This window comes from Halorubrum sp. Atlit-26R (genome assembly GCF_003666015.1).
Classification (GTDB): Archaea; Halobacteriota; Halobacteria; order Halobacteriales; family Haloferacaceae; genus Halorubrum.
Map to the genome: position 1 here is coordinate 1 of NZ_QPLT01000027.1, position 21,582 is coordinate 21,582.

Genomic DNA, 21,582 nt, shown 5'->3' on the forward strand with positions numbered 1-21,582 from the left:
GCGATGCCGTGCGAGCGCTTGGCTGGTATCGGCAGTTCCGTGAAATCGTCTTGATGTTCGCCATTACCAACATAGAACCACTGTGTGAGCCGCTGTAAACGCGACTCAGCATCTATTCAACACAGCAATTTGAATCGCCCCTGGTCATCGCGTTCCTGATTTGAGTAGGCGAGTTCCTCGGATGGTGGTCGTATATCCGTCCCAAACCCGTGTCGTTGGGCGTGTTCACCTCGACTTAGGAGTTCGAGATTCCTTGGTCGGTTGTCGAACCGGATCCCATTTCGATGATGTACGTGTTTCCCGGCGACGGCGTCAAATCCATGCTCTGCGACCATCACTAGTCGATGGATTCCAACTGAATCGGTTGTTCCACGGTGGTTCGACGCGCATATTACGTAACCACGGTCAGTAAAGACAGCCGGATGAAGGCGTCTATTCGTGGCTGCCTCGTAGGCACTACGACGAGGAATATCGAAGCGATCCATCCACTTCCAGACCGTCGCTTGATCACAATCCCACTCGTCGGCAATCTCGTTCGTGCTCAAGTGCTGCTCCCAGTAGAGTTTCTGGAGGAGTGATTCGTCTCTCCATGGTGTTTCTGTACTAGTCATGAGTTGTTCGACGGCAGACGCCGTTTCAAGCGCCCCTGCACCCCTCAGGGGGCAAAAAACAGCCACGGTGACTGCATTCCCCTTACGCGAGGTGAGAGATGTCTGCAGGTTCGTCGACGTCGTCGAATTCGCCACGTTCGACCGGCTCCCAGTTGTCGCCGGGTTCGGGGCTCCACCAGTCGACCTCGTAGATGCCCGGTGTACCGAGGACCTTCACCCGAGCCGACCCATCAGGCAGGTCGCGCCGGAGCTTCTCGTCAACGTGGAGGTTCCAGGTCGTGGCGGTGTCGAAGCAGGCGAGGACAGCCTCCTCGTAGCCACGTGTTTCCCGTGCTTCTTGGAGTTCAACCTCCGTGTTACAGTTCTTGCAAAACACTCCCTCGAAGGGGATGTGGCTGAATACCTCGTGCCCGCAAACGGGACACCAGAGGAACTCGAACAGTGCCTCACTGTGTCGGTCGATGGTTTCCAAACTCATCTGTGAATCTGGCCCGATTGAGACGGGCCACCCATCCGGCCCAGAAATAAACGTCTCTGGCTCTGTTGAAATCCTCAGAAGCTGATAGATTCACTCCTTCAATCGATTAGTACAGAGTGTGAAACTTGTAGATTCGCTACCTGTATTTTGCCGACGTAGATCCGTCTCCTTTGTTCTCTACGTATTGAATACAGGGTCTTTTTGACGCCGTTCTTTCATGCCTGGAATATGCCCTCTATGAATCGACGCGCAGTTCTTACAGCAGTTAGCACGGCGTCTCTCGGGAGCATCGCAGGATGCTCACTCGATCAGTCTGATGAGCCACCGACTGGCAGCCTCAGGTTCGTCAACAACGACGAAACTGCCCCGCACTCATTCACAATGCGTGTCACGGATGTCGGCACTGCGCCGGGCGAGGAAACGTATGCAGTTACTGGTCAGACGACAGTCTCACCGGCACAGCAGAACCTCACAGCCTCGTCGACGCTTGAACCTGGCAGCAGTGAGACGTACGACTCTGTTTTCACCGAACCCGCGTGGTACGCCATTGAGTTCACGGTGGACGATCAGCCGCCAGCTGACGAAGGCGGCCACGTGGTCTACTCACCCGTTCCGGATGACGAACCGATCGGACGCATGTTAACCGGGAAAGTGGGAAGTAATGGTGGCTTCTGGTGGACGATCAGCGCAACCGAAAACGCGGGTACATTCGACTTCTAGCACGTACTGTATTTGCAGGCGGAAACAGTCACAATCATCAACTAGACTGTTTGTATTGACCAATCTTGTTGGCCACCTTGAGGATATCTCATACAAGATACGCACTCTTGAGCGACCATATATTTCAGTCGATGGTGTATCCGAAGAATAGGATTTCAACAAAGCCACGTCTCTGTAAATGCGAGTATGTCCTTCAGCGCTCGGCGCCGTACACGATCCTTGAGGATGCTTCGTACCCACAGTTTCGACACTCGAACCAGCGCTGTACCTTCGCGCCGTCAGCAGGTTTCCCACCGACGACCACGTCGCCGTCCAGACACTCCGGACAACTCATCTCGGGAGCAGGTTGGTCGCGGAGAACGTCTCTGAACGTGTTCGCCTCTTTCGTCTCGTACCCTCGCGACCATATTGGGTAGCCGTCGACGAGGATTGCGCCCCGCCATTTGTGGCGGTAGGAGTCTGGTGCTCGATGTTGGACAGCCCGAGCGCCAGTCTCGGTGTTTTGATACGCGAGCGTCGGTGTACGACTTTCTCGTGCCCAGTTAGTGATCCGTGGCATTGTCGGTTAGAAGTGGACGTCGGCAGGTACGATCCAGAGATTCTCGCTCTCTTCGAGAACTCGATCTAGCTGTTCGCGGTGACGAATGCCGTTCGCGTATTCGTTGTACAGGAAGATCGTCGGCCCGTCGTACGCACCAACCTGATGGAACGCGTGGCGGGCGAGGTCTTTGTCACGCATGATCTCCTCGTCTGAGTTCTCGTCAAGCGCTTCCTTCACCCGCTCAAGGTTGCGCTCGAACTCTTCTTTCGTCGCCTCCCAGCCACGCTCGAGGAGATCCTGGCCGTCGTCGGAGTTGACGGGTGCGGCGGTGGGAAGATCGCCCCATCGCGCCTTCCCCGCAACGGACGTGTCTTCCTCATCGAAAGCCACGTGGTAGTCGAAGACGGTGCCAGCGTGTGGGTCTGCGCCGACCAGGCGGTCGAACACCGTCTTTCCGGTGGCCAGCGCGTCGTCGTGGGTCGATTCTTCTACGAGGGCGTAAATTACCATGTGCATCTCAAACACCTCGAATCGCCGACGCACCCGGAGTCAATGCTCGCTCGCCCCTGCTGCGCCGGCACCCATCGCCGGCGCTCGAAAAAACTCGCGCTGGCGGTCGGTTCTCAGGATTCGTCGCTTGGTCGACGGCGATGGCCAGATCCCCGGACTTGTAGTCCGTTTTGAAGTCGACCACGAACGCGTCCGACTCGTAGGCGGCGTGGTAGGAACGGTGACGCTCGAGGGATCCGGTAGCCTTGAAGTGGAAGAACACAGCCGCCGTGTAGGGCTTGCTCTGAGTCTCGATTTGCGTCTCAACCGATGCCGGAAGCGCGATCTGTGGTATGTCGGTGTCGATACTTGCCGCGAACTCTTTCGCTTCCTCGACGGTTGCTTGCGAACGTGCCGGTGTCTCGCCGGTGAGCACGTTCACCGGGATTTCCGTCTCGTCGGTGAACAGGACATCTTCGAAGGTGTGTGTTCCGAGGATCGCCTCGGGATCCAACTCGCAGTCGTGAAACGGGTCGTCCTCTGATGTCATCGAATCATGAGCCTACGGCGGGGCTCACCCATTCCGACCCCGAAAAACAGGACCTGCCACGAAGCAGATCGAACTAGGAGTGGTTCAAGCTCGCCTTCTCGAAGGGTGATTCTCCGGTCGGAATGAGCAGCTCCTGTCTGTCTCCGACTCGCTCGGCCAGCTTCCGTTTCAGGTACTGTCTCGCCGTCGACGGCGTGAAGACGCCCTTGTCGAGCATATCGCCGACGACGTCTTTGAGGGCTGCGAACTGGCCCTGCAGGTGGCCATCGCCGACCGGCTCGCCATCGTACCAGTGCATCGTCGCTAGCGCGCCGTTCCCGACCGTCTCTCCCTGTTCGACTGTCTCCGAGTCGTACTGGTGCCCGAACCACAGCGTCCGATAGGCGGTCACCTCGAACGTCGTCGACACCACGAAGAACGCCTCGTGGTGAAGGTAGTCGAGATGGTCAGCGAAGTTCTCGTCGAGGGTGAGCCCGGTAGCGCGGGGCTTCGGTTCGACGACCGTCGACGGTCGATCCTGGCCAGCGAGGTAGCCGTCGACCGCATCTGCCTCGAGGCCATCGGCTAACTCTGCGAGGAGCTGTTTCGCCCACTTGAACTCGGTGTCGTCGCCACCAAACGGCAACTCAGCCGAGATTCGGTGCTTGAGCTTCACGTTCGCTGCGCCGGCTCTGTTGAAGTCCTCAGATGCTGATAGTTTGGAGAGGCTATGCTGAATACACAGCGCGAATGTGGCATGTCGCAGTGACAAAATCAGGATAGATCGATTCAGTCAGTATAAATATCTACTCTAACACACGTTCTCCCTCAGTCTTCTGCTGTTCCAGTTCTTCCGTTTCGATGAGTTGATCGAGACGTCGCTCAAATGCTTCGTCGTCAATTTCGCCCTCCGCGTATCGTCGTCGAAGCGTTTCAATCGGTGTCTCATTTGCGTCGTCTATCTGCTGGTCGTCCTGTGGACTGGATGCTGGAGCCGCATTCGCCTGACGGACGACGCCTAGTGTTAATTGTCCTGATATTCCGAGTATTACTGTACTGACCAAGAGAAACAAGAGGCCTGCCGCAACGTTTCCACTCAGTCCGATGAGTCCGAGCACAAACGCGGGGACACCGAGCAAACAGCCGATGATAGCGATCGCAGTTCGACCAGCGGGGCTCTGGGGGGCATAGCGGTGGACCAATTCGTACACAATCCCTCTGTGACCATTTTACAACTTAAAAATCGCGGAAGTGAGACTGAACCCCTCTAGGAGAGGTATATATGCTTGGTTAGCGGGACGGAATACTAGCGAGTCAGCAGACACGTTCTATCGGTTAGTTCTGGATTTAGATGGAGAAAATAACGGAGTTCCCGTGCTGACTACACCCTCTGTATCTCGCACACCAATCCTATCAGCTCCTTAGGATTTCAACAGAGCCGCTGGACCCAATGTGAGTAGTGGAGCGTGTACTGTCCGTCAGTTCGTTCGTACGCAACGAGTGCGCGGTGGCCCATTGAACAATCACCTCGCAGGACGACCCACGACTGGATGGCCCCGCACCCCTCTCCGGGGACGAACAACGCTACTCGTCGATCGGGTCGGGGGAACTGAGGTCCACGTGGAGGACTTCGCCGTCGCGAACGACGTACCGCTTGGCCAGGACGGGGAAGCGGCACTTGGTGAACCCCGCCGTCTGGATATCGAACTCTTCGTCAGCTTCGAGATGGTTGGCGAGTTCTCGCAGGAATTCGTGGGTCACGATGTCGCCCTCGTAGTCTGGGAGGCCGTTCTCCCGCGCCTCGTACACCTCAAAGTCGTCGTACCCCCAGATGGTGAGCTCTCCGTCTTCGGTCACCTCCCAGTCGAGCGTCCCGAAGCAGTAGCTCTCACAGAGCTCGCGGACTGCCTGCGGATCCGATACGATCGCGCCGGTTGACGTCGTCGCAGCTTGTAGTGTCGCCATGTCTGGACTTCACGGGGTCCCCCCCGCACCCCTGTCGGGGGCGATAAACCAATGTGAGAGGTGCCTTCCTGGGCGTGGTCGGCGACGCCAGTTAGGAGTCTGCGTGGGCGTCCGCCCCGGCTCCGTCGCCCGGCCGCGTGAGAAGCCTCACCTCCTCCAGGAGGTCTCTCGCGGTCTCGACTCGCTCTCGATCGGCGGCGTCCAATCGGTCGACGTCGAGTCGGTTGAGATTGCTGAGTACACGATGCATCCGGTACCCTTGTTTGAACTCTTGCTCCATCGGAAGCGCCTCACCGCTCGCCGGCGCGGAAAGACCCACCATCGAGACTGGCGTCGGGCTTGCAGGAGATAGCGGCCTTAACCAACGAACCTCGACGCTACTCGCAGGGTGTTGGTTAATCGACGCCCAGCACTGGCGCTACTCGAGACTGGGTCCGTAGCGAGCCGAGCCACACACCTGGCACTCCCAGATCGGTTGGCCCGTCCACGCCTCATCCGGGACCGATTCGTGGCTCTTGAACCGATGGTCGGTCGCCCGTTCACAGGTTTGACATTCGAGTTCCTGCGTCGTCGGTACCGACGATACCTGGCGATCAGCCGCAGCCTCGCCTCTGGATTCGGTCAGCGCCATCGCTGGAACCAGCCACACCGCGTCGTCGGCGTCATCGAGGACCCCGTCGAGACGCGACGCGTCGCGGATGCCGTCCCCACGCTGGTCGTAGAGCCGCGTCGGGGCCTGCTCCTGACGCTCCGATGCTTCCTGCCCGTGCCACCCATCCCGGTCACGGGCAACACTGAGAAGCCGCTCTCCCTCATCTGAGGACACCTGTACCGCCTCGGGGAGTGAGGGCCATTGATCGGCCAGCTGGCGCGCCGGCGGTTCGTCGAGATCGTAGATGAGTGAGTAGTCGTTGACGGCCGGCTCCGCATCGTTGGCAGCAAGGAGGGTCGCCGCGGCGCCGCCCTTCGCGACAGCGCCGTAGAACGTGGTCGACTCGACGACCAGATGGACGATGCCGAGGACCGTCGTCGACGCTGACTCGTTCGTGCTGGTGGCGTTACCGCCGAGATAATTCGTGAGACAGAACGGGCACTTCGACTGGCCGGCGGGGATCGACGCGCGACAGGACGCACATTCGGTTCCGGCCGCTGTCGGGTTATCTGGGTAGTCCGAATCGATGCTCTCAGATCGCTGGCGTCGAGGCTCACCACTACTGGCGAGTTGGTCGTCAGGAACGTGGTTCGCTTCACCAACTGGTCGGAGGGCTTCATCGTCAGAGTAACGGCCGGTCATAGAGTAGTCAGATCGTATCATGCTTCGTTTTCGGATTTAAACGATGGTTCTCAAATTACTCATCTAACAGGAATACGGCACAAGGGCGTGAGCTCTACACAGCCAATTCGTCGATAGTGTCGCGGTGGGTCCGCACGGTGACCACCGAGATGTCCGCAACTTCTGCGACATCCGACTGAGTGAGCCACCACCCCTGTTCGAGGCCGGCTTTGTACAGGCAGGCTGCGGCGAATCCGGACGGTTGGACTCCCGTTGTTGCCCCGGTCGATTCGGATGCTTCCGCCAACCGCCGGGCTCGCTGTCGAATTTGATCGGAGACGTCGAGCTCCGACGCCAACCGCGGAACGAACGTACTCGGAGTCATGGGCTGGGCTGGCAGGCCAAGTTCCGTATTCAGCGTCGTGTACGCGTTCGTCACCCGTGATTGCTTGACGCGTGCTGAATCGGTGACGTCGTTGAGGGTTCGCGGCTGCCCGTTACAGCGACACGCGCCGTAGACGCTCGCGGCGGCCATCGCCTCGATCGAGCGTCCCCGTAGGAGGTCCTCGTTTTGGGCACTGCGGAAGAGTTGGCACGCTTGGTTGTGGAGCGACTCGGACAGCTCGAGCCCGCTCGCAATTCTTCGAACTTCACCCAGGCCATGTGCGAGGTTCCGCTCGGCTTTCGACTGGAATCGACCACGAGTGTGCTCACGTCGCATTCGGGATAGCTGCTGTCGCTTTCGTCCGGAGAGTTCGTTTCCGTTCGCATCTTTCCCGCGACCGATCTCGGTCGAAATCCCTCGGTCATGACGTGTCGCGGTCAGTGGAGCGCCCGTCCGCCTTCGCTCGTCTTGATCATGAGTTCCCCATTCAGGTCCGTAATCGATCTGTTGTTCGTTAATGACGAGTCCACAATCCTCGCAGATAGTTTCGACGCTATTTGTTCTCACTTGGCCCTTACACTCAGGACACGGCGTGTTGGTGTTCGATACGTCTTCGTCGAAGCCGGTTTCGTAGATGTGTCTCGTTGCCATCGGTAGTTTGCGAGATGTCTTGTTTCATCCCGCACCCCTTTCAGGGGAAAATAAACAGTTGCGGACGTGGCGGTGCGTGGATGTCTCCTGAGCTACTCGTGGAGGTTTCGGCGACCAGTTCGTACACACTTCCAGCAGGGAAAGTTGTCGGCCAGTCCATCACAATCGCACTGCGCTGTGTCTGCGTCACCGGATTGGTCTGCCAGCCGCTTTTTGTCGGCTACAACTCCCCCGTCGGCGACAGTTCGCATCTTGATTGCGATATCGAGGATTCGCGGTCGGATGGCGACGGCGGCCCGGTGCTTACATGGACCATCATACACAGCGTCAGCAGGACATTCACAAGCTGCTGGAACACCGTCGACGACAGTGACGCGGTATTCGTGGTTCGCTGGGTTCTGATGGCTCCCGTTGCGAACACAGACATCACCATCAAGAAGCGAAAATTCGAACGCTTCGTACTGAGCGCGTTTGAGTACACGATTCGTTGGTTCGAGATTGTCGAGTAGTGTTTCAGCCATTGAGAGACACGGCAATTCTGTGTGCGCCGCACCCCTTGGTGCGCCAAAAACTCTCAGTGGCTCGCGGGTTGATCTGTCGTCAAGGTCGTGGCTGCGCGCGCAGCGAATGCGAGCACGGAGCGGAGGGTGGGGCGGCGGGGCCTGGGTCGGTCCGGCACGTAGCAAAAAAGAGAGTCGCGACGACTGGCTATTCCCACCACCGACCGCGCTCGGGGAACATCACGGTGCTCCACCCAGTGACGGCTAGTGAGACGCGTCCTTCGTACCAGTTCCGTGCCGCCCCGTGAATGCGAACGCGCTCGCCTTCTTGAATCCACGGAGCATTTGAGGCCTCCCAGATCGTTATCCGCGTTTTGCCACTGTCGTCCGCGATCAGCCCAACTTGAGCGATGCTCGGATGTGAGGGATCCCACAATGTCTCGACCCGACCCGCAACACTCACCTCTTTGCGATTGACGCTCTCGAGTTTCCCAATGGGAACCACCTGTCCCGGTGCCGTCTGTAACTCCTCGAACACCCCCACGACCGCACTCATCATATCTTTGCCTCCGACGACGGCTTCACCTAGCCGCCGGCCAATCGCCGCTGGTGACCAGCCGTCCAACTTCTCCGCCAGCCGCATCGACTGTGTGTTCACCGCCGCCAACTGCTCTTGGGTCAGTTCTACACGAGGATCATCTCGCTCCGGGTCAACCATCGGATTCACGCTTGCCGCCCGCTTATGGAACTTCATACGCCGTTCAGCACTCCGCTTCGCCGCGATGTCTCGCGTCCGCTTCGCACGTCCCTCCTGCTGGCTGAGGTCAGCTTGGGCACTAATGTGCGCCAACTCGGCCTCTCGTGCTTTGATGCGCTCTTCCTGTTCGAGGGTCTTTCCGAACATGTGATCCGGGCCTTCCTCGACGCGCGCGTCTGGGTGGTTGGAATCGACTTTCGCCTGTACCTCCATCTGCACCGTTGCCCGGAACTCCGGCGTCTCATCCACGACCTCGAAGCCATCTTCATCGACCGCCGCTTCGTCCGCTTTTTCGAATCCCTGTTCATCGACCGAAACTACTTGACTAGTAACGTTCTTACTTGACATTGGAGTCCAACTCCTGAAGGCGCTCACGCGCCCGACACCGCGATGCTCCTACATCGCGGTTCTTCGACGACACCGCCCGACAGAACCATCTACGCGCTCTCGCTCGCGCCTTCGCGAGCGCCCTTGGGCGCGAGCGAGAGCGCGCCAAAGGGAGGCCACTCAACCAGAACCGCGCGCCGACCCGCCCGGAGCAAGCGTCCAGCGGGATATGCCCGCTCGTGTCCGGCCCGATGCGCGGGACCGTGTCCAGGGCGACTGTCGTCGAGAACGCGCGCCGCCGTGTGGCGCGCGACAGCGCAGGCGGCACAAAGCGCTGGAACGCGAAAGCCCGCAAGGGGCGCAACCGACGGGGATACCCGCTGGCGTCGAGACCAGATTCATTTTAGCCCGGAACGGGCGCGTGCGGTGCGGAGAGCGCCCGCATGCCCGGAATGGTCGGTCGCGAGCGACGCGGAGGGCGGCAGCGGCGAGCGGGGCGGGCCCGTGGAGAAACATCGTTCAACCGGGTTCGTCGCTCGGAGAACCAGCCAATGTCTTGGTGGACTCAGAAAGGACGAGGCTGTCTCGGGCGTCCCTCGACCCCGCTAGCACCACAAGAACGAGGCGCGCAGCGTGTGGCGCGGGATGCCGAGCGGCCGAGGGTTTTTCGAATACCAGCCGCCTCCTGACCTAGATCAGTCGCATCGAGTCGCCGGGATCGTCGCCGATGATGTCCGACAATCCGTAGACGGTGATTGCGTCCGTGTACCCTTGTGCTCGGACTGCGTTCTCGATGCCCTTCTTGACCGGCTGATCGTCTGTGAGTACAACTACACTCGTTGTCGAGCGGTCTCTGACGTACTGAATGGCTAGCCCTGAAAGAATTGTGTCCGTCTTTTCGACCTCGTGCTCGGCCTGGTCGGTTTCGCTCGCTATGGTCCGTCTGGCGATATCGCTTGCTGCGACAGCGTCGCCATCAGTCGGTGAGGGTGCGTCGATGATTTCAGCCCAGCCCTCGTCGAGTGCCGTCCGAACACGGTCCGTCTCTGGGCCACCGAGTTCACCGATCACGCGTCTTGGGAGTTTACAGATGACGCCGGCGTGTTGGACTGCGGTTCGGAATCGGTGGTACTTTGGATTCGATGGCCGACCGATCGCGTAGAAGATATTCGCGTCGACGAGGACGTCCTGGTCAGCCGATAATGGCGTGTCTCGACCCATCCGACGGACTCACCTATCGGGGTCCGACGAGTCCGTCGGGGCGTCAGCCATCTCGTCGAGATCGGGGAGGTCCATCTCGTCGTCTACATCCGGGAAGAGGTACTCAAAGAATGGATCGTGCTCCCGGCCGACGGCCAGTGCCGGCTTGAGCGCGTAGATGATCATCATCGTTTCCGTCTCACGAACGTCAATATCGTTGGCAACCATCCGCTGGGTTGTCTTCCCGGCGAAGTGGAGCCCGGCGCCGCGCAACGCGGCGATGAGCTTCCCGAGGCCGTACCGGTCCACAAAATACTCGATGTCCTCGTCGACCTCCTGAAGCGCGAGGGCGTGGAGGACGGTTGGTGTGATGACGATCGGGACGTACTGCTCGACGATGATGATCGGGTCGGCGGTCAGTTGCTGGGGACGCGTCGAATCGTCGCGGTCGACGAGGCCGAGGTCGACCAGCCGATCGACGTACTCGTAGGTAGTCGATTTCGAGAGATCGAGCGCTTCCATGATTTCGGGAGGAGCGACCGGGCCCCAGTAGCAGATGTAGACGTAGACGCGGGCCAGTGCTGGGCGGTTGAGCAGTTCCACGACTGTTTCGAGTCGGGGAGCGTTCTCGGCTAGCGTCTCCGGCTCGAGCGTATCTTCGTTTAGTACGTCGATAGGTGGCGGATTCAGCGTGCCGATTCCACCATCCGGACGAATGCGATCGCCATCAGGAGTCATAGCAGTTAGTTCGAAGTTCGTGTACTTCACACTATTGGTGTGGCGAGTGATACACTACTGGCCTTATCTGAATGGACGCCGGGGAACGCTCCATTGAGTTGAACGGCTACTCGACAACGTGTGATTCGAGATCTCGCGTCCAGTATGTTGCGGGCCCGTCAGAACTACATCGCGCACACAGGTGGAGCGCTCCCTCGAGCTGCCCGAGTTCGACACGAAAGCGGGTGAGTGCCGCGAGGGCGTCGACGACCTGTCCACAGCCGTCGCAGGCGTAGTGATCGCGCTCGTCGGGATCTGGTTCCGTCTGGATCGCGCAGTCGACGCAGATGGGATGGGTGACCCGTTCGTCTTCGCCCCAGGTATGCGCCTCGCCAGCTTCGGTACCGGGCGGCGCGTCGCAGAACGCACACCCCGTGAGCGTCTGCTGCATCACTCGCCCTCCGCGTCGGCGTCGCGGCCGGCTGTCCAGCCACGGTGGAAGACAGCAAGCTGCCTCGGATAGTTGAAAGGGGTGCCACTCGGCTCGTGAACGAGGACGCGATCCTCGGGAACGGGTGTGACGACATCCACGTCGATGAGATCGTCGACCAGGTGACGGGCAGTCGTGTCGTTGACGTCCGCCGTGTCGACGCCGGCGGCGTCGCGGTCCTGGGCGAGCTGTTCCTTCTCGAACTGTTCGTGGTCGCTACTCGTATCGTCGTGTGGATCGGGACCAGGCATGGTGAGTCACGCAGCGCTCATGGTCGCGCGCTACACGGCTCGCGGCGTTGATAAACAGCTACAGCGGGGTAGTGTCAGTCCCGGTGTAGATCGCGGTAGTCAATAACGAGGATGTCATGGAACTCGCTTCTAGGGGTTTATTTCAATATTTGTGTAGTCGAACCAGTCGTTAAATAAGTGTGCCTATCTAGCATCGTCGTCTTCGTCAACCCATGCTCCGATGAGTGTCTCCTCACCCTCCTGCCGCCACAGGATTTCCACAACGTTTGTTTCCCACAAGAGTTGGAGCCGTATTTCATCGCCATCAATCGTGTCGCTTGGCTCCATCTCATCATCTAACTCAGACCATGTGATGGTGTCTGTCTCTCGGGACTCCCAGTCAACAACAACCTCGCGGAAGTACACATCACCCGCTTGTAGGCTCTCCTGGCCACCCGTATGCTGAACATCTAATCTATTAGCCACATGGTCAGCACCCTGAAACTCAAAAGAAAAACAGGCGACCTCGTCGCACCTCGTTATCCCATAGTAACCAAGAGCCCCGAATCCGACCGTTGCCGCACCGCCCAAGAGAATGACTCGCCGCTTCAAGGACATACCTGAAACCACATAGTAGTGACAATAGGCTTTTTGACTATTTGTCCTTGTTCCGGTAATTCACTTGAGCTGGGCGTCGTTGGTAATTGCACCACCTGTACTAAGCGATGGGTGAGGCCTGAAACCGTTGGTGTGGAAACAGTTGTATGACACTCTCGATAACGGCAACGTCGTGAAGGAACAGGGCGGTTGGCGGGGGTTGAGGGCATACACTCTGGCAACATTTTTAACCAACATTGCGCCAGAACTGGTCCGAAGTGTTGGTTAAGAGTGTGGGCTATGGTGTCTGGAGTTCTCGAACTGGCTTCACGGAGAACGTATTCGTCTCGCTGTCTGCTGCCTCTCGCGCTTCCGCCGGCGGGGATGCCGATCGAGTGAGCTGGATGATGAGCTCGTCACGAACGATCTTTCGAGGGACGGTAGTCTCGTTCCACCCAAGTCGGCTGTCGAAGTGCCGCTTCTGGAACTGCTGGCCGACGTCGTCGACGGCGACGTACTGCGTGCGCTTCGTCCCCCACACCTGCTGGGCGACGACGACTGCCCCGACGTGTTCGTGAGTCAGCTCGACGAGGGCACATTCCACGAGCGCGACGAGCGATGCGTGATCTCGACCGCTGGGGATTGTCACCTCGAGGTTCGCCCACGGGGCCTCCCCGTCGGAGTTGGTTGCTGCTTGCTGTACGGTCTGTGTCTGAGTCGTTCGTTCCGAAGCCATCGTTTATCCGGGGCACGTGATGTGCCCCGCCACCCCCTGGTGGGGGTGACAGACGTGCCGTTGCGGTCGTGGCGCTACTCGGACCCACCGCCGAAAAATCGATTCAACATAGAGGATGGCTCTGACTCATCGTTGTTTTTACTCGCAGTAGAGACGTGCTCGCCTTGGGACTCCTCCTCCTGGCCACGGGTGGCGAGTTTGTCAGTGAGTCGCTCTATCTCCGCTTCGAGAGCGTCGGTTTGCTCGGTTTTCTCCGCGAGTGTCGCCTCGAGTTCGTCGACACGCTCGCTCAATATCCGATTCTTCTCGGCGAGATACGCGCGACTCCGCTCCGAGTCAGCAGCGCCGACGTCTGGAGACGCTCCGTCGCGGGTGTCGTCTGCGGTATCGGCGCCGCCGTTCGGGTCGTAGAACTCGGAAGTAGTCGCAATCGCTCGTTCGATGGTCTTCTCCCCATACGTCGACCCATCAGCGTAGTGGACCTCGTCCCACTTCTCCCGAAGCAATCCTGACTGCCGGAACAGCTGCTCCATCTGCGTCCGGTCGCCGCCGGTCCAGAACGCCAGCAAACAGCACAGCGCCATATCGGCCTCGGACTGACTGTCGTAGCCGACCGTATTCCCGTTCCAAAGCCGCTCGAACTTCTCGCCGTTCGATGCGTTTCGCGCTCTCTCGAGGAGGTCCTCGTCTTCGAGGTCGACATTAACGTCAGCTGCACCGGTCGTCGGTGACTCCTCGTCAGCGCCACCACGCTGTTCGGGATCGGATGCTGATTCAGTGTCGGTGTCCTGGACGTACTCGCGGTGAATCGCCACAAGCGCGTCCTGCCGGCGTACAACGCGAGTGGGTGTCCGATCGACATGGTCGCCAGTGACAGTGAAAAAGCGTGCCGTGTCGTACAGTTCGACGCTCCCGCGACGGTTCCGCCCGTTGGGGAGTTCGCCGCTGATCAGGACGTGGTAGCCGGTGCCGGACGGCGATACCTCCGTATAGGAGTCGAGTCGACCGATGATGTCCAACGCCCTCTCGTCGACGTCGCCGGTTTCGGGATCGCGGCAGTCGTCCAGATCGATGCCGACGATGGGGTCGTCGTCAGTAAACACGAAGCCGACGCCATCGGCGTGCGCTGTCTCGGTGTACTCAAGTGCTATCTCGAAACTCGCCCAGGTATCCGACTCAGTTGATGACGCGAACCCTCCACCCCCCGGTGTCACCGGAATCTTCGTCGGCTTGCCGTCTCGTTCCGCTTCCCGCCAGCACACCCACTGGTCGCGTTCACGTAGCGTCTCGGGAATCGCCTCCGACTCGTCGATGATTCTCTTACTCATGTTCTTCAAGCACCTCGCATGGCTCTCACTGGCTCTGAGACAGCACAGACTTCACGCTGCTCTGCGTCTCGATCCAATCCCTTGGTCCCAACGGGGACCCCCTGTTCTATACTAGTTGGTTTTTGCCGTAACAGATCATCCAAATACGCAAAATCCCGGGTTTGAGGTACCCGATACGTGTATACGGCAAAATCTCTCCAGCATGCTTGTGTTACGGCATTTCGGTTGATTGCCGTAACCCCTTGCTGTCTGCTGATTTCGGTTCTGTGGAGACGATATGCACCGCCGTTGCCGTAACCTAAATCAGATTTCCTGTTATACGGACTTAGATTGCCACATACAGTAGAATTGGAGCTGAGTTTAGATGGCATCAAATTCACCTCCTGTTCTCTTCTGATCTGAGGGCAAGCCCCTTGTAGTATCGAACAGAGTCGCCGTTCTCATTGTCCGTCTTCCGCTCGAACGAGACATATTTTCCGAGCCGACGACCGAACCAGGGTTTGCTATCTGTATCTATCTCGTGAGCTTCAGCCCACTGCTCGTAGATTTCGTAGACATCTCCGGCGGTTACTCTGCTTTGCGGGTCTTCGACGAGGTGGGTCTCTGCGAATCGCTCAACAACCGCCTCTGGATCATCAGCAATATCGTCAATCGATGGCTGAGGCGTCTGCTGGATATGGCCAGCCTGTTCTCCTGTCGTTTCTTCGCACTCACTTGTGGTGACGGTATCGAGTAAGGTGTCCATCGAGTACGTACCGTCAGTATCGTACACGACCGGGTCGCCTTCCTCAGGGAGAATGACGATAGCGTACGACGTGGAGCTATAATGGGGCGTCTGGAGTTCGGCTTCGGGGACGAATGGTTTCTTGATGCGCACCCAGTCGTCCTCGAATGCTGATTTCGTCTCGTAGATGTGTTGCTCTCCGTGCTCGAATACGGCGTACTCGTCGGCAGCGTGGTCGTAGCTGTAGATGGCTGGAACACGATCCTTCGAGAGTTTTCCAAGCGATGGGAGGCGGATGTGTTCCGTCCCGCTGGCATCTCGAAGGGCGATCTCGTCGCTATCACGCCACCAAATGTTCTGGGTCCCGCTCTCGTCGCCGCTCGCCGGTCGCACGGCTGTCACCCCACCTTCTTCGGTCGCTCCGCCGTTGAACGTGAGATTTGAGTCGGTCGTGTAGAACCGCGTCTCACCATTCTGGAGGGTGCGAACGGGTGGCGTGAGAATGCCGTCGACCCGCTCAGCCCACTCCGTTTCGTCGTTTCCTGGTCGAACGACAAACAGCGGGATATCCCCTTCCTCTTGGGCTTTCCGGAGATTCGTAAGTACCTTTGCGGGATTCTCTGGGGTCGTCGTTTCGACTTCGATAGCGAATCGGTCGTCAACGTCGGGGTGGCTCGCCCTCGCGTCAGGTTTCTCGCTGCCATCTTGTGCGAGGATCGAGACCGTGAAGCCGACTGCGGTGAGCTCTTCTTCGATCTGGAGGAGTGCTTCGTCGTGGGTACTCCCACCAGCGGCTTGCACGCCACCAGTATCAGGTGTTGAAACCTTTTTACCGGCTTCAGTGAGCCGGATGCGAAGCTCGTCGGCGTCGATATCGACGGTCGTATCGAGGTATCGTGACCGTTTCCGAATATCTGCGAGTGCATCATACGATGGCGGGTCGACGTCGACGTCGGCGAAGAGTCGTCTGAGTTCGTCGTCGACTGCTTCGACGGCCAGCCAACCGTTCTCCTCACGGCATCCTTTTCGAAGCTGGAGGCTCCGGACCACCTTCGCAATCGCACCGTCTAGGTCATCGCTCGCGATATCGAAGACATCGTGTCCGTCGGCAGGTGCGGTTGTTGTTGAGGTATCTGGCTCAGCTGGCACACCGTGTCTATCACTGATGTGTTCGTTCATCGAGGAGAGCGTCTCAGTGAACTGCTCCTCTTCACGCGCTGTGAGGGGAGCCTCGCTCTCGGGGTGACCCGGTGGAATCGGGAGTGGTTCGAGACTGAACGGATACGGTCCCGTTTCACCGAACGTTGGGCTCGGCAGGCTGGCAATCCACTCTCCCCGCGGCAACGAACGAATCCGATTGGCGAAATCCGTGGGATCCATCTCTTCGTGGGCCATCGCTCGCGCCAGTTCCCGGTCGACGTTGATCTTCCCGATGAGTGAACTCCCAATGTTGTTCAGGGCGTTCAGGTATATCTTCCGGCCGCCTTCAGCCTCCATTTGCTCGGGGAACTGCATCGACAGGCCGACAGAGAGCCGGAACCCTCGCCCTTTCTCGAGAAGATCGTTCATGATGTCGGAGACCACGACCGACGCGGCCTCGTCGACGAGTAAGTTCACAACGTAGTCGTCCGAGTGTTGGGAGAGCGCCCGTTTCCGATCCTTGAGGGCTGCATCGAGATTGGTCAGGATCACACCGGTCATGATTCGGGCGGCGTCGTCGCGGAGGTCACCGAGGTCGAAGAGGATGACTGTATCCTCGCCGAGGAGATCCCGGAAGTCGAACTGGTTCTCGGTATTATTGAAGATCTGACGCAGGTGCGTATCCTGTGAAATATAAGCGAGACGGTTTCCAACACCGCCCATCACGTTCCCGAAGGTGTTCGAATCTAACTGGAGTTGTCGCCGGATCGTCCGTGTGACTTCCTCGCTGCTCGACCGCGGGGCGTCGCCGATGTTCTCGTTCGGTGGCCCGGCCTCCCAGAGCTGGTCAACGGCGTGTTCCAGCTGTCGGTGGGCAAAGTAGTCAGTCGACGCTCGGTACTGCCCGTTCTCACGCCCGTATTCCTCGTCAAACAGTGCCTTGATGAGTGTCTGGATGAGGGTCGGAGCTACAGTTGCCCGCTCGTAGCGGTCGGTGCCCATCACGAGCTTCAAAATCTCTTCGTAGTGGTCGGCCTTCCGTTGGACGGCGTCTTCGCGGCGCCGTCCGCTCTCCATCGACGGTTCGAGATCGAAAAACGAGAACCCGGGGAGGACGTCTGGGACTGCGAAGTGGACGACGTTCTCTTCGAGGTCGGTCATTCCAAACCGACGCGCGTGAGCCCGCATATAGTTCTGGACCATGTTGTCGTTTTTTGGATTGATGAGGATCGTCGGCCCCTCGGTGTTGTCGTACAGCGACAGCAGATCGTTGATCAGGGCTTTCGACTTCCCGGAGCCGGTTGTTCCGAACCGGCCGTAATGAGTGGGCAACAGTCGGGGCGGGATATGTGTCGGCTCGTCTTCGGCCTCGCCGGTGTCGCCGAGGGCATACCCGATTGCCATTCCGTCACGGAACTCATTCATCAGATCTTGGTGGGGGCGTGGCAATGGATTCCGACTCTGCTGTTCCGCACGCGCCCCACGTTTCCCCTCGACAGTAAGCTGTTCCGAGGAGGGTACGAGTACGAAGTTCGCGAGCTCTCGGCCACTCAGCACGAAATCGGGACGGATCTTCCCACGGCCGGTCGTGATCTCACGATCCAAGAGCCGCTGAAGCGCTGCTCGTGCGTTCCGTTCTTTCGTGGCTGCCCGAAAGCCGCTGTCGCGTATTCGTTCGGCCGTAACCTCGTAGTACGGCCCGTCAAGTGGGTCGAATACCGGGACAAGTGATTGCATTCGCTCATCGAGTTCACCGCGACCGTCGTCACTAGATGGAATCCCGATTGCTCGGATATTCGCAGTGAACGACCGCTTCGGATTTTTCGCCTCAATCGCCTCGACACGTTTTGCAACCGCATCGCTCAGCTGGTTTTTGTCCCTGTTCTCCGACTGGCCGTCGAATTCGAAGAGGGAGCCAACAATCTCTTGGGCGAGTGTGTCCCGCCCGTCGATGATGCCCTCCTTGCGAAGGTCGGCATCGGACTGCCAGCTTGTACGGCGCTGGAAGACGACTTGGAACGCCACTGGTGCTGCCGCCTCCACTAGGTGGTCGACTAGCGACGCGAGCGCACCACCAGGTTGATCGACGGCTGATAGTTCCGATTCGTCATCGGCAGTGACCGGGGAGAGTGAGGTCATCCAGTCCTGCTTTCGAGCGGCCGACCCCTGCCACCGCACGCCGAGTGGGGAGACGGTCTCGGTCGCTGGCCGGGCGAGTATCGTCCCCTCTGCTGTGACCGCTGGTTTGGCAAGCGTCGTGAGTGGCTCACCCTCGGGAATCGCAGCTGGTGGAGCGAGTTCGAGGGCAGTATCCCCAACTTCGATGACGTGGTCGGCGGACTGGTCGCTGACCGTCCCTCCATCCACAGCTGATTCAGTTTCCGCTTGACTTTCATCGTCATCCTCGAGCTCGTAGTGCTCGTCAGGGCCGAACTCGTACGCGAGCTCGCCCGACTCATAGTGATCGACGAATGTCTCTCGGTCGAATTCGACAGGCTGTACGAGTCGGGATGCGATGTCGACCTCGGTACGCTCGATGTCGAACGTCTCGGGATAGATCGACCGGAGACGTTTCTCAAGGGTGTTCAAGTGCTCGTCAGCACCGTAGTAGAACTCGACGGGATCGCCTGCACCCTCACTGAGCGCGAGAAATTCGAATCGGAGCGGTGTTTCGCTATGTAGAGGATTGAGTTTGTCAGCTAATTCCGTTGAGTCTGCTGAGGTCAGTTTGTGGAGGCTTTCCAGTGCCTGCGGCACACGCTCCGGATTGAGGCGTTCGGAGGTTGGCGTCACGCGAAGATACTCACGCATCATCGTCGCTCACCTCCGCACCGCCATCAGGTTCCACTGGCGCTCGCTCCGTCGATTTTTCTTCCCCGTTTGTCGCCTGCGTCTCAAGCTCCTCACGGAACTCCCGTATGTCGGTATCGACGGCCTCCTCGCCAGCGCCGGGGAGCGAGGAACGCCGCCGCTCGGTGGGATCGAAGTCGATGACTTGCTTTTCTTTGGGCATTGCCTCGACCTTGATGCCGCGCCACTCGCCGTCGACGCCGACCAGCGCTTCGGAGAACCCAGCGTCCTCGTTACCGGGGACTGCGTCCTGTACGTAGCGCATCTGTGCGTAGTTCAACCCGAACTCGTCGGCCCATTGGTCGTCCATGCCGTCTAGGCGATGGAACTGCTTGACGGCACACTGGTCGAGAATAGCCTCGGATTCGGCGTGCTCGAAGAACTCGTCGACGGTCTGAGTGACGAGCCGAATCGAGAGGTCGTGGTGACGGTGATGTCGGAATACCGTTTCAAGGAACGCCAGACTCGCGGCGTCCTGCATGATGTACCGCGCCTCGTCGATGACGAACACGACCTCCTTGTCCGTCTCTTTCGCCCGCTCGTACACAAGCGAGATGAGCAACTGCATCGTCAGCGCCGTACTGCTGTCGACACTGCCCTCCTGCTGGGCGAGATCGAGATAGATGACCTTCTCGTTACGGATGTCGAACTCCGAGGGCTTCCCGAGATTGGCGTGGCGACCTTCTCCCTCGAAGGGGCGTAGCTGGTCCAAAAGCCACGTCGCGTCTTCGCGAATCTTCCCGGCCTCCTCGTCGGACCGAACGACGAACTCCTCGGGGTCATCGACCATATCCTCGAAGACGTCCATCATGTCCCGGATGGTCGGGCTGGGGTTGCCGTGCGTCGAGATGTCGTCGGTGATGTCGTTGCGCTTGTAGGCGCGCTTGAGGCCGAGTTCGAGCGTCGTCCGGCGGTCACCGAGTGAGATACCCCGTAGTGCGAAGAAGTTCGTCAAAAAGCTCATCGCGTCGTCGAGCTTCTCGTTGAACGGGCTCGCGTCCTCGCCCATCGCTCGCTGGACGTGGTCGGGTGTCTGGCGGATCTCCAGAGGATTCAGACCGAGCGTCCCACCGACGGTGATGCGTTTCGCACCGAGTGCTTCGGAGACGCCCGCCCAGTTGTTGAGCGGTTCGAGGATGATGCCGATGCGGTCCTTGCTCTGCTCGATAGAGCGGATGAAGTTCTGTTTCGAGCCGAACGATTTCCCGGACCCAGTATCACCGACGGTGAACATCGCATACCCGTTGTCACGGGCAAACGGGTCGATGACGACGGGGCTCTGGTTGTCCTTGTGAATCCCGAATTCGACCCCGCCCTCCTCGAGGATCGTCGCGTTATGTGGCGAGGAAAGGAGTGCGGCAACGGCCCCACCGAGCGCGATGGATTCGCGCCCGAATACGTTGTCTCCGATGGGGGCAGCTGACTGGAGCGCAAGGTCTTGCCGGCAGATCGCGGTCTTCGGTGTGAGGTTCGCCGGGTCGTCGCGGAGAGCGCTCTTGACCTTCTGGACCGAGTCCCTGAGGTCGTCCTTGTTGTTGGCGCGAACCGTGATGAACATCCCCTGGTCGAAGACGTTCGCTCCGCTCTCGACGGCCTTGTAGGTCGCAGCGGCTTCGTTTGCTCGCTCCTGGAGGTACGCACTCCGGACGCTCTGTTCAAGATCGGCGTCGACCTGGAGGTCGTCAGCGATGTCCTGTAGTTCGTTCCGCGCTCGCTGCTGGTTCTTCGGGGTGATGTGGGCTGTGAGGTCGAATTCGACATCGGTCAGCTCGAAGAGGTCGCTCAGATAGCCGTCGCTCGGGTAGTCGGCGTAATCCGTGATGTAGAGCGTCGTCGTCCACTGCTCGCCAACGCGTGCGGCTCGTGTTCCCCACTCGATGGCTGCTGGCGCAGTCACCGTTTTGTGGGACTCGGAGATGTCATCGAGGAGCTGGCCTTCTGCGTGTCCCTCTTCGAGCGTCTCCTCGTCAAGGACATCCGAGAAGTCGACTTCGGGTTCGTCGTCGGCGGTGTACCGGTCCCAAAGGAGTTTCCCGACGACTCCGAGGACTACAACCAACAGAAGGTAAATCGCCGCACCCTCGGGTGACGTTGGATTTCGTAGCCACTCTGTGAGTTGGGTGAGAGACCCGCCACCCGTCTGGAGGACGACGTTATACATTGGTCTCATCCTCCCGGCGCGAGTGGCCGATGATCGGCTGCTCGCGAACAACACGCTCTGCGTCGTCGTAGTCGTGCTCTCGTCCGTTCCAGAAGTCCATGTTCAGAACGAACAGTTCGACCGTACTGAGTCGACGAGCAGACCAGCCGGACGCCTGCTGGATGAACTCGGCGCGAACGTCGT

General features: G+C 59.2%; 23 protein-coding genes and 3 pseudogenes. 2 read left to right on the plus strand and 24 right to left on the minus strand.

Annotation, left to right across the window (positions count from 1 at the left end; genetic code table 11):
* A pseudogene (locus DVK07_RS18320) lies at positions 1 to 98 on the plus strand (IS5/IS1182 family transposase); the annotation flags it as partial.
* Positions 99 to 116: 18 nt separating this feature from the next.
* On the opposite strand, the gene DVK07_RS24240 reads toward DVK07_RS18320, so the two are convergent.
* Together DVK07_RS24240 and DVK07_RS18330 are read right to left on the minus strand one after the other, a co-directional pair.
* Positions 117 to 611: an HNH endonuclease gene (locus tag DVK07_RS24240; protein WP_121598364.1), complete on the minus strand. Its 495-nt coding sequence runs from the start codon at positions 609 to 611 to the stop codon at positions 117 to 119.
* Between the two features lie 82 nt (positions 612 to 693).
* Complete coding sequence (locus tag DVK07_RS18330) at positions 694 to 1,089, minus strand: hypothetical protein (protein ID WP_121598365.1); 396 nt, start codon at positions 1,087 to 1,089, stop codon at positions 694 to 696.
* A 228-nt stretch (positions 1,090 to 1,317) separates the two neighbouring features.
* On the opposite strand from DVK07_RS18330, the gene DVK07_RS22390 reads away from it, so the two are divergent.
* Positions 1,318 to 1,809, plus strand: a complete 492-nt coding sequence (locus tag DVK07_RS22390; RefSeq protein WP_147441212.1) for a hypothetical protein — start codon at positions 1,318 to 1,320, stop codon at positions 1,807 to 1,809.
* Between the two features lie 193 nt (positions 1,810 to 2,002).
* Here the strand turns inward: DVK07_RS22390 and DVK07_RS23775 are convergent, their stop codons facing one another.
* The 22 genes and pseudogenes from DVK07_RS23775 to DVK07_RS18440 all read right to left on the minus strand — a co-directional run.
* Positions 2,003 to 2,368, minus strand: a complete 366-nt coding sequence (locus DVK07_RS23775) for a hypothetical protein (protein WP_007344277.1) — start codon at positions 2,366 to 2,368, stop codon at positions 2,003 to 2,005.
* A 6-nt stretch (positions 2,369 to 2,374) separates the two neighbouring features.
* On the minus strand, positions 2,375 to 2,866 hold the full coding sequence (locus DVK07_RS18340; RefSeq protein ID WP_007344278.1) for a hypothetical protein: 492 nt from the start codon (positions 2,864 to 2,866) through the stop codon (positions 2,375 to 2,377).
* A gap of 118 nt (positions 2,867 to 2,984) precedes the next feature.
* Positions 2,985 to 3,389, minus strand: a pseudogene (locus DVK07_RS18345) (hypothetical protein); the annotation flags it as partial.
* Positions 3,390 to 3,462: 73 nt separating this feature from the next.
* Positions 3,463 to 4,113, minus strand: coding sequence for a DUF6735 family protein (locus DVK07_RS18350; protein WP_049902125.1), 651 nt, complete (start codon positions 4,111 to 4,113; stop codon positions 3,463 to 3,465).
* A gap of 61 nt (positions 4,114 to 4,174) precedes the next feature.
* A complete protein-coding gene (locus DVK07_RS18355; protein ID WP_121598366.1) occupies positions 4,175 to 4,579 on the minus strand; it encodes an SHOCT domain-containing protein in 405 nt (134 codons plus the stop codon).
* A gap of 218 nt (positions 4,580 to 4,797) precedes the next feature.
* Positions 4,798 to 4,884 (minus strand): DUF6735 family protein, encoded by an 87-nt coding sequence (locus DVK07_RS24285; RefSeq protein ID WP_394338892.1) that lies wholly within the window; start codon positions 4,882 to 4,884, stop codon positions 4,798 to 4,800.
* Positions 4,885 to 4,952: 68 nt separating this feature from the next.
* Positions 4,953 to 5,333, minus strand: coding sequence for a hypothetical protein (locus tag DVK07_RS18360; protein WP_121598367.1), 381 nt, complete (start codon positions 5,331 to 5,333; stop codon positions 4,953 to 4,955).
* 91 nt (positions 5,334 to 5,424) lie between these two features.
* On the minus strand, positions 5,425 to 5,613 hold the full coding sequence (locus tag DVK07_RS18365) for a hypothetical protein (protein ID WP_121598379.1): 189 nt from the start codon (positions 5,611 to 5,613) through the stop codon (positions 5,425 to 5,427).
* A gap of 138 nt (positions 5,614 to 5,751) precedes the next feature.
* A complete protein-coding gene (locus DVK07_RS18370; RefSeq protein WP_121598380.1) occupies positions 5,752 to 6,627 on the minus strand; it encodes a hypothetical protein in 876 nt (291 codons plus the stop codon).
* Between the two features lie 94 nt (positions 6,628 to 6,721).
* A complete protein-coding gene (locus DVK07_RS18375; protein ID WP_121598368.1) occupies positions 6,722 to 7,642 on the minus strand; it encodes a transcription initiation factor IIB family protein in 921 nt (306 codons plus the stop codon).
* A gap of 92 nt (positions 7,643 to 7,734) precedes the next feature.
* Positions 7,735 to 8,163 (minus strand): SWIM zinc finger family protein, encoded by a 429-nt coding sequence (locus DVK07_RS18380; protein ID WP_121598369.1) that lies wholly within the window; start codon positions 8,161 to 8,163, stop codon positions 7,735 to 7,737.
* A gap of 187 nt (positions 8,164 to 8,350) precedes the next feature.
* On the minus strand, positions 8,351 to 9,247 hold the full coding sequence (locus DVK07_RS18385) for an SOSS complex subunit B family protein (protein ID WP_121598370.1): 897 nt from the start codon (positions 9,245 to 9,247) through the stop codon (positions 8,351 to 8,353).
* 669 nt (positions 9,248 to 9,916) lie between these two features.
* A complete protein-coding gene (locus DVK07_RS18395; protein WP_121598371.1) occupies positions 9,917 to 10,447 on the minus strand; it encodes a hypothetical protein in 531 nt (176 codons plus the stop codon).
* 9 nt (positions 10,448 to 10,456) lie between these two features.
* Complete coding sequence (locus tag DVK07_RS18400; RefSeq protein ID WP_121598382.1) at positions 10,457 to 11,164, minus strand: helix-turn-helix domain-containing protein; 708 nt, start codon at positions 11,162 to 11,164, stop codon at positions 10,457 to 10,459.
* Positions 11,165 to 11,270: 106 nt separating this feature from the next.
* Positions 11,271 to 11,594 carry a hypothetical protein gene (locus DVK07_RS18405; protein WP_121598372.1) on the minus strand — a complete coding sequence of 108 codons (324 nt, stop codon included), beginning with the start codon at positions 11,592 to 11,594 and terminating at the stop codon, positions 11,271 to 11,273.
* Entirely contained in the window at positions 11,594 to 11,884 is a 291-nt protein-coding gene (locus DVK07_RS18410) for a hypothetical protein (RefSeq protein ID WP_121598373.1), read from the minus strand. The genes DVK07_RS18405 and DVK07_RS18410 overlap by 1 nt, the downstream gene beginning before the upstream one ends.
* Positions 11,885 to 12,067: 183 nt before the next feature.
* Positions 12,068 to 12,481 (minus strand): hypothetical protein, encoded by a 414-nt coding sequence (locus DVK07_RS18415; protein WP_121598374.1) that lies wholly within the window; start codon positions 12,479 to 12,481, stop codon positions 12,068 to 12,070.
* Positions 12,482 to 12,758: 277 nt separating this feature from the next.
* The gene (locus DVK07_RS18420; protein ID WP_121598375.1) at positions 12,759 to 13,196 is read right to left on the minus strand and encodes a hypothetical protein; all 438 of its coding nucleotides are present in this window, start codon (positions 13,194 to 13,196) and stop codon (positions 12,759 to 12,761) included.
* A 74-nt stretch (positions 13,197 to 13,270) separates the two neighbouring features.
* Positions 13,271 to 14,524 (minus strand): hypothetical protein, encoded by a 1,254-nt coding sequence (locus tag DVK07_RS18425; protein ID WP_121598376.1) that lies wholly within the window; start codon positions 14,522 to 14,524, stop codon positions 13,271 to 13,273.
* Between the two features lie 376 nt (positions 14,525 to 14,900).
* Positions 14,901 to 19,199 carry an ATP-binding protein gene (locus DVK07_RS18430; protein WP_121598377.1) on the minus strand — a complete coding sequence of 1,433 codons (4,299 nt, stop codon included), beginning with the start codon at positions 19,197 to 19,199 and terminating at the stop codon, positions 14,901 to 14,903.
* On the minus strand, positions 19,192 to 21,399 hold the full coding sequence (locus DVK07_RS18435) for a VirB4 family type IV secretion system protein (RefSeq protein WP_121598378.1): 2,208 nt from the start codon (positions 21,397 to 21,399) through the stop codon (positions 19,192 to 19,194). Before DVK07_RS18435 ends, DVK07_RS18430 begins: the two co-directional genes overlap by 8 nt.
* Positions 21,392 to 21,582 (minus strand): annotated as a pseudogene (locus DVK07_RS18440) (hypothetical protein); the annotation flags it as partial. The gene DVK07_RS18435 and the pseudogene DVK07_RS18440, both read right to left, overlap by 8 nt.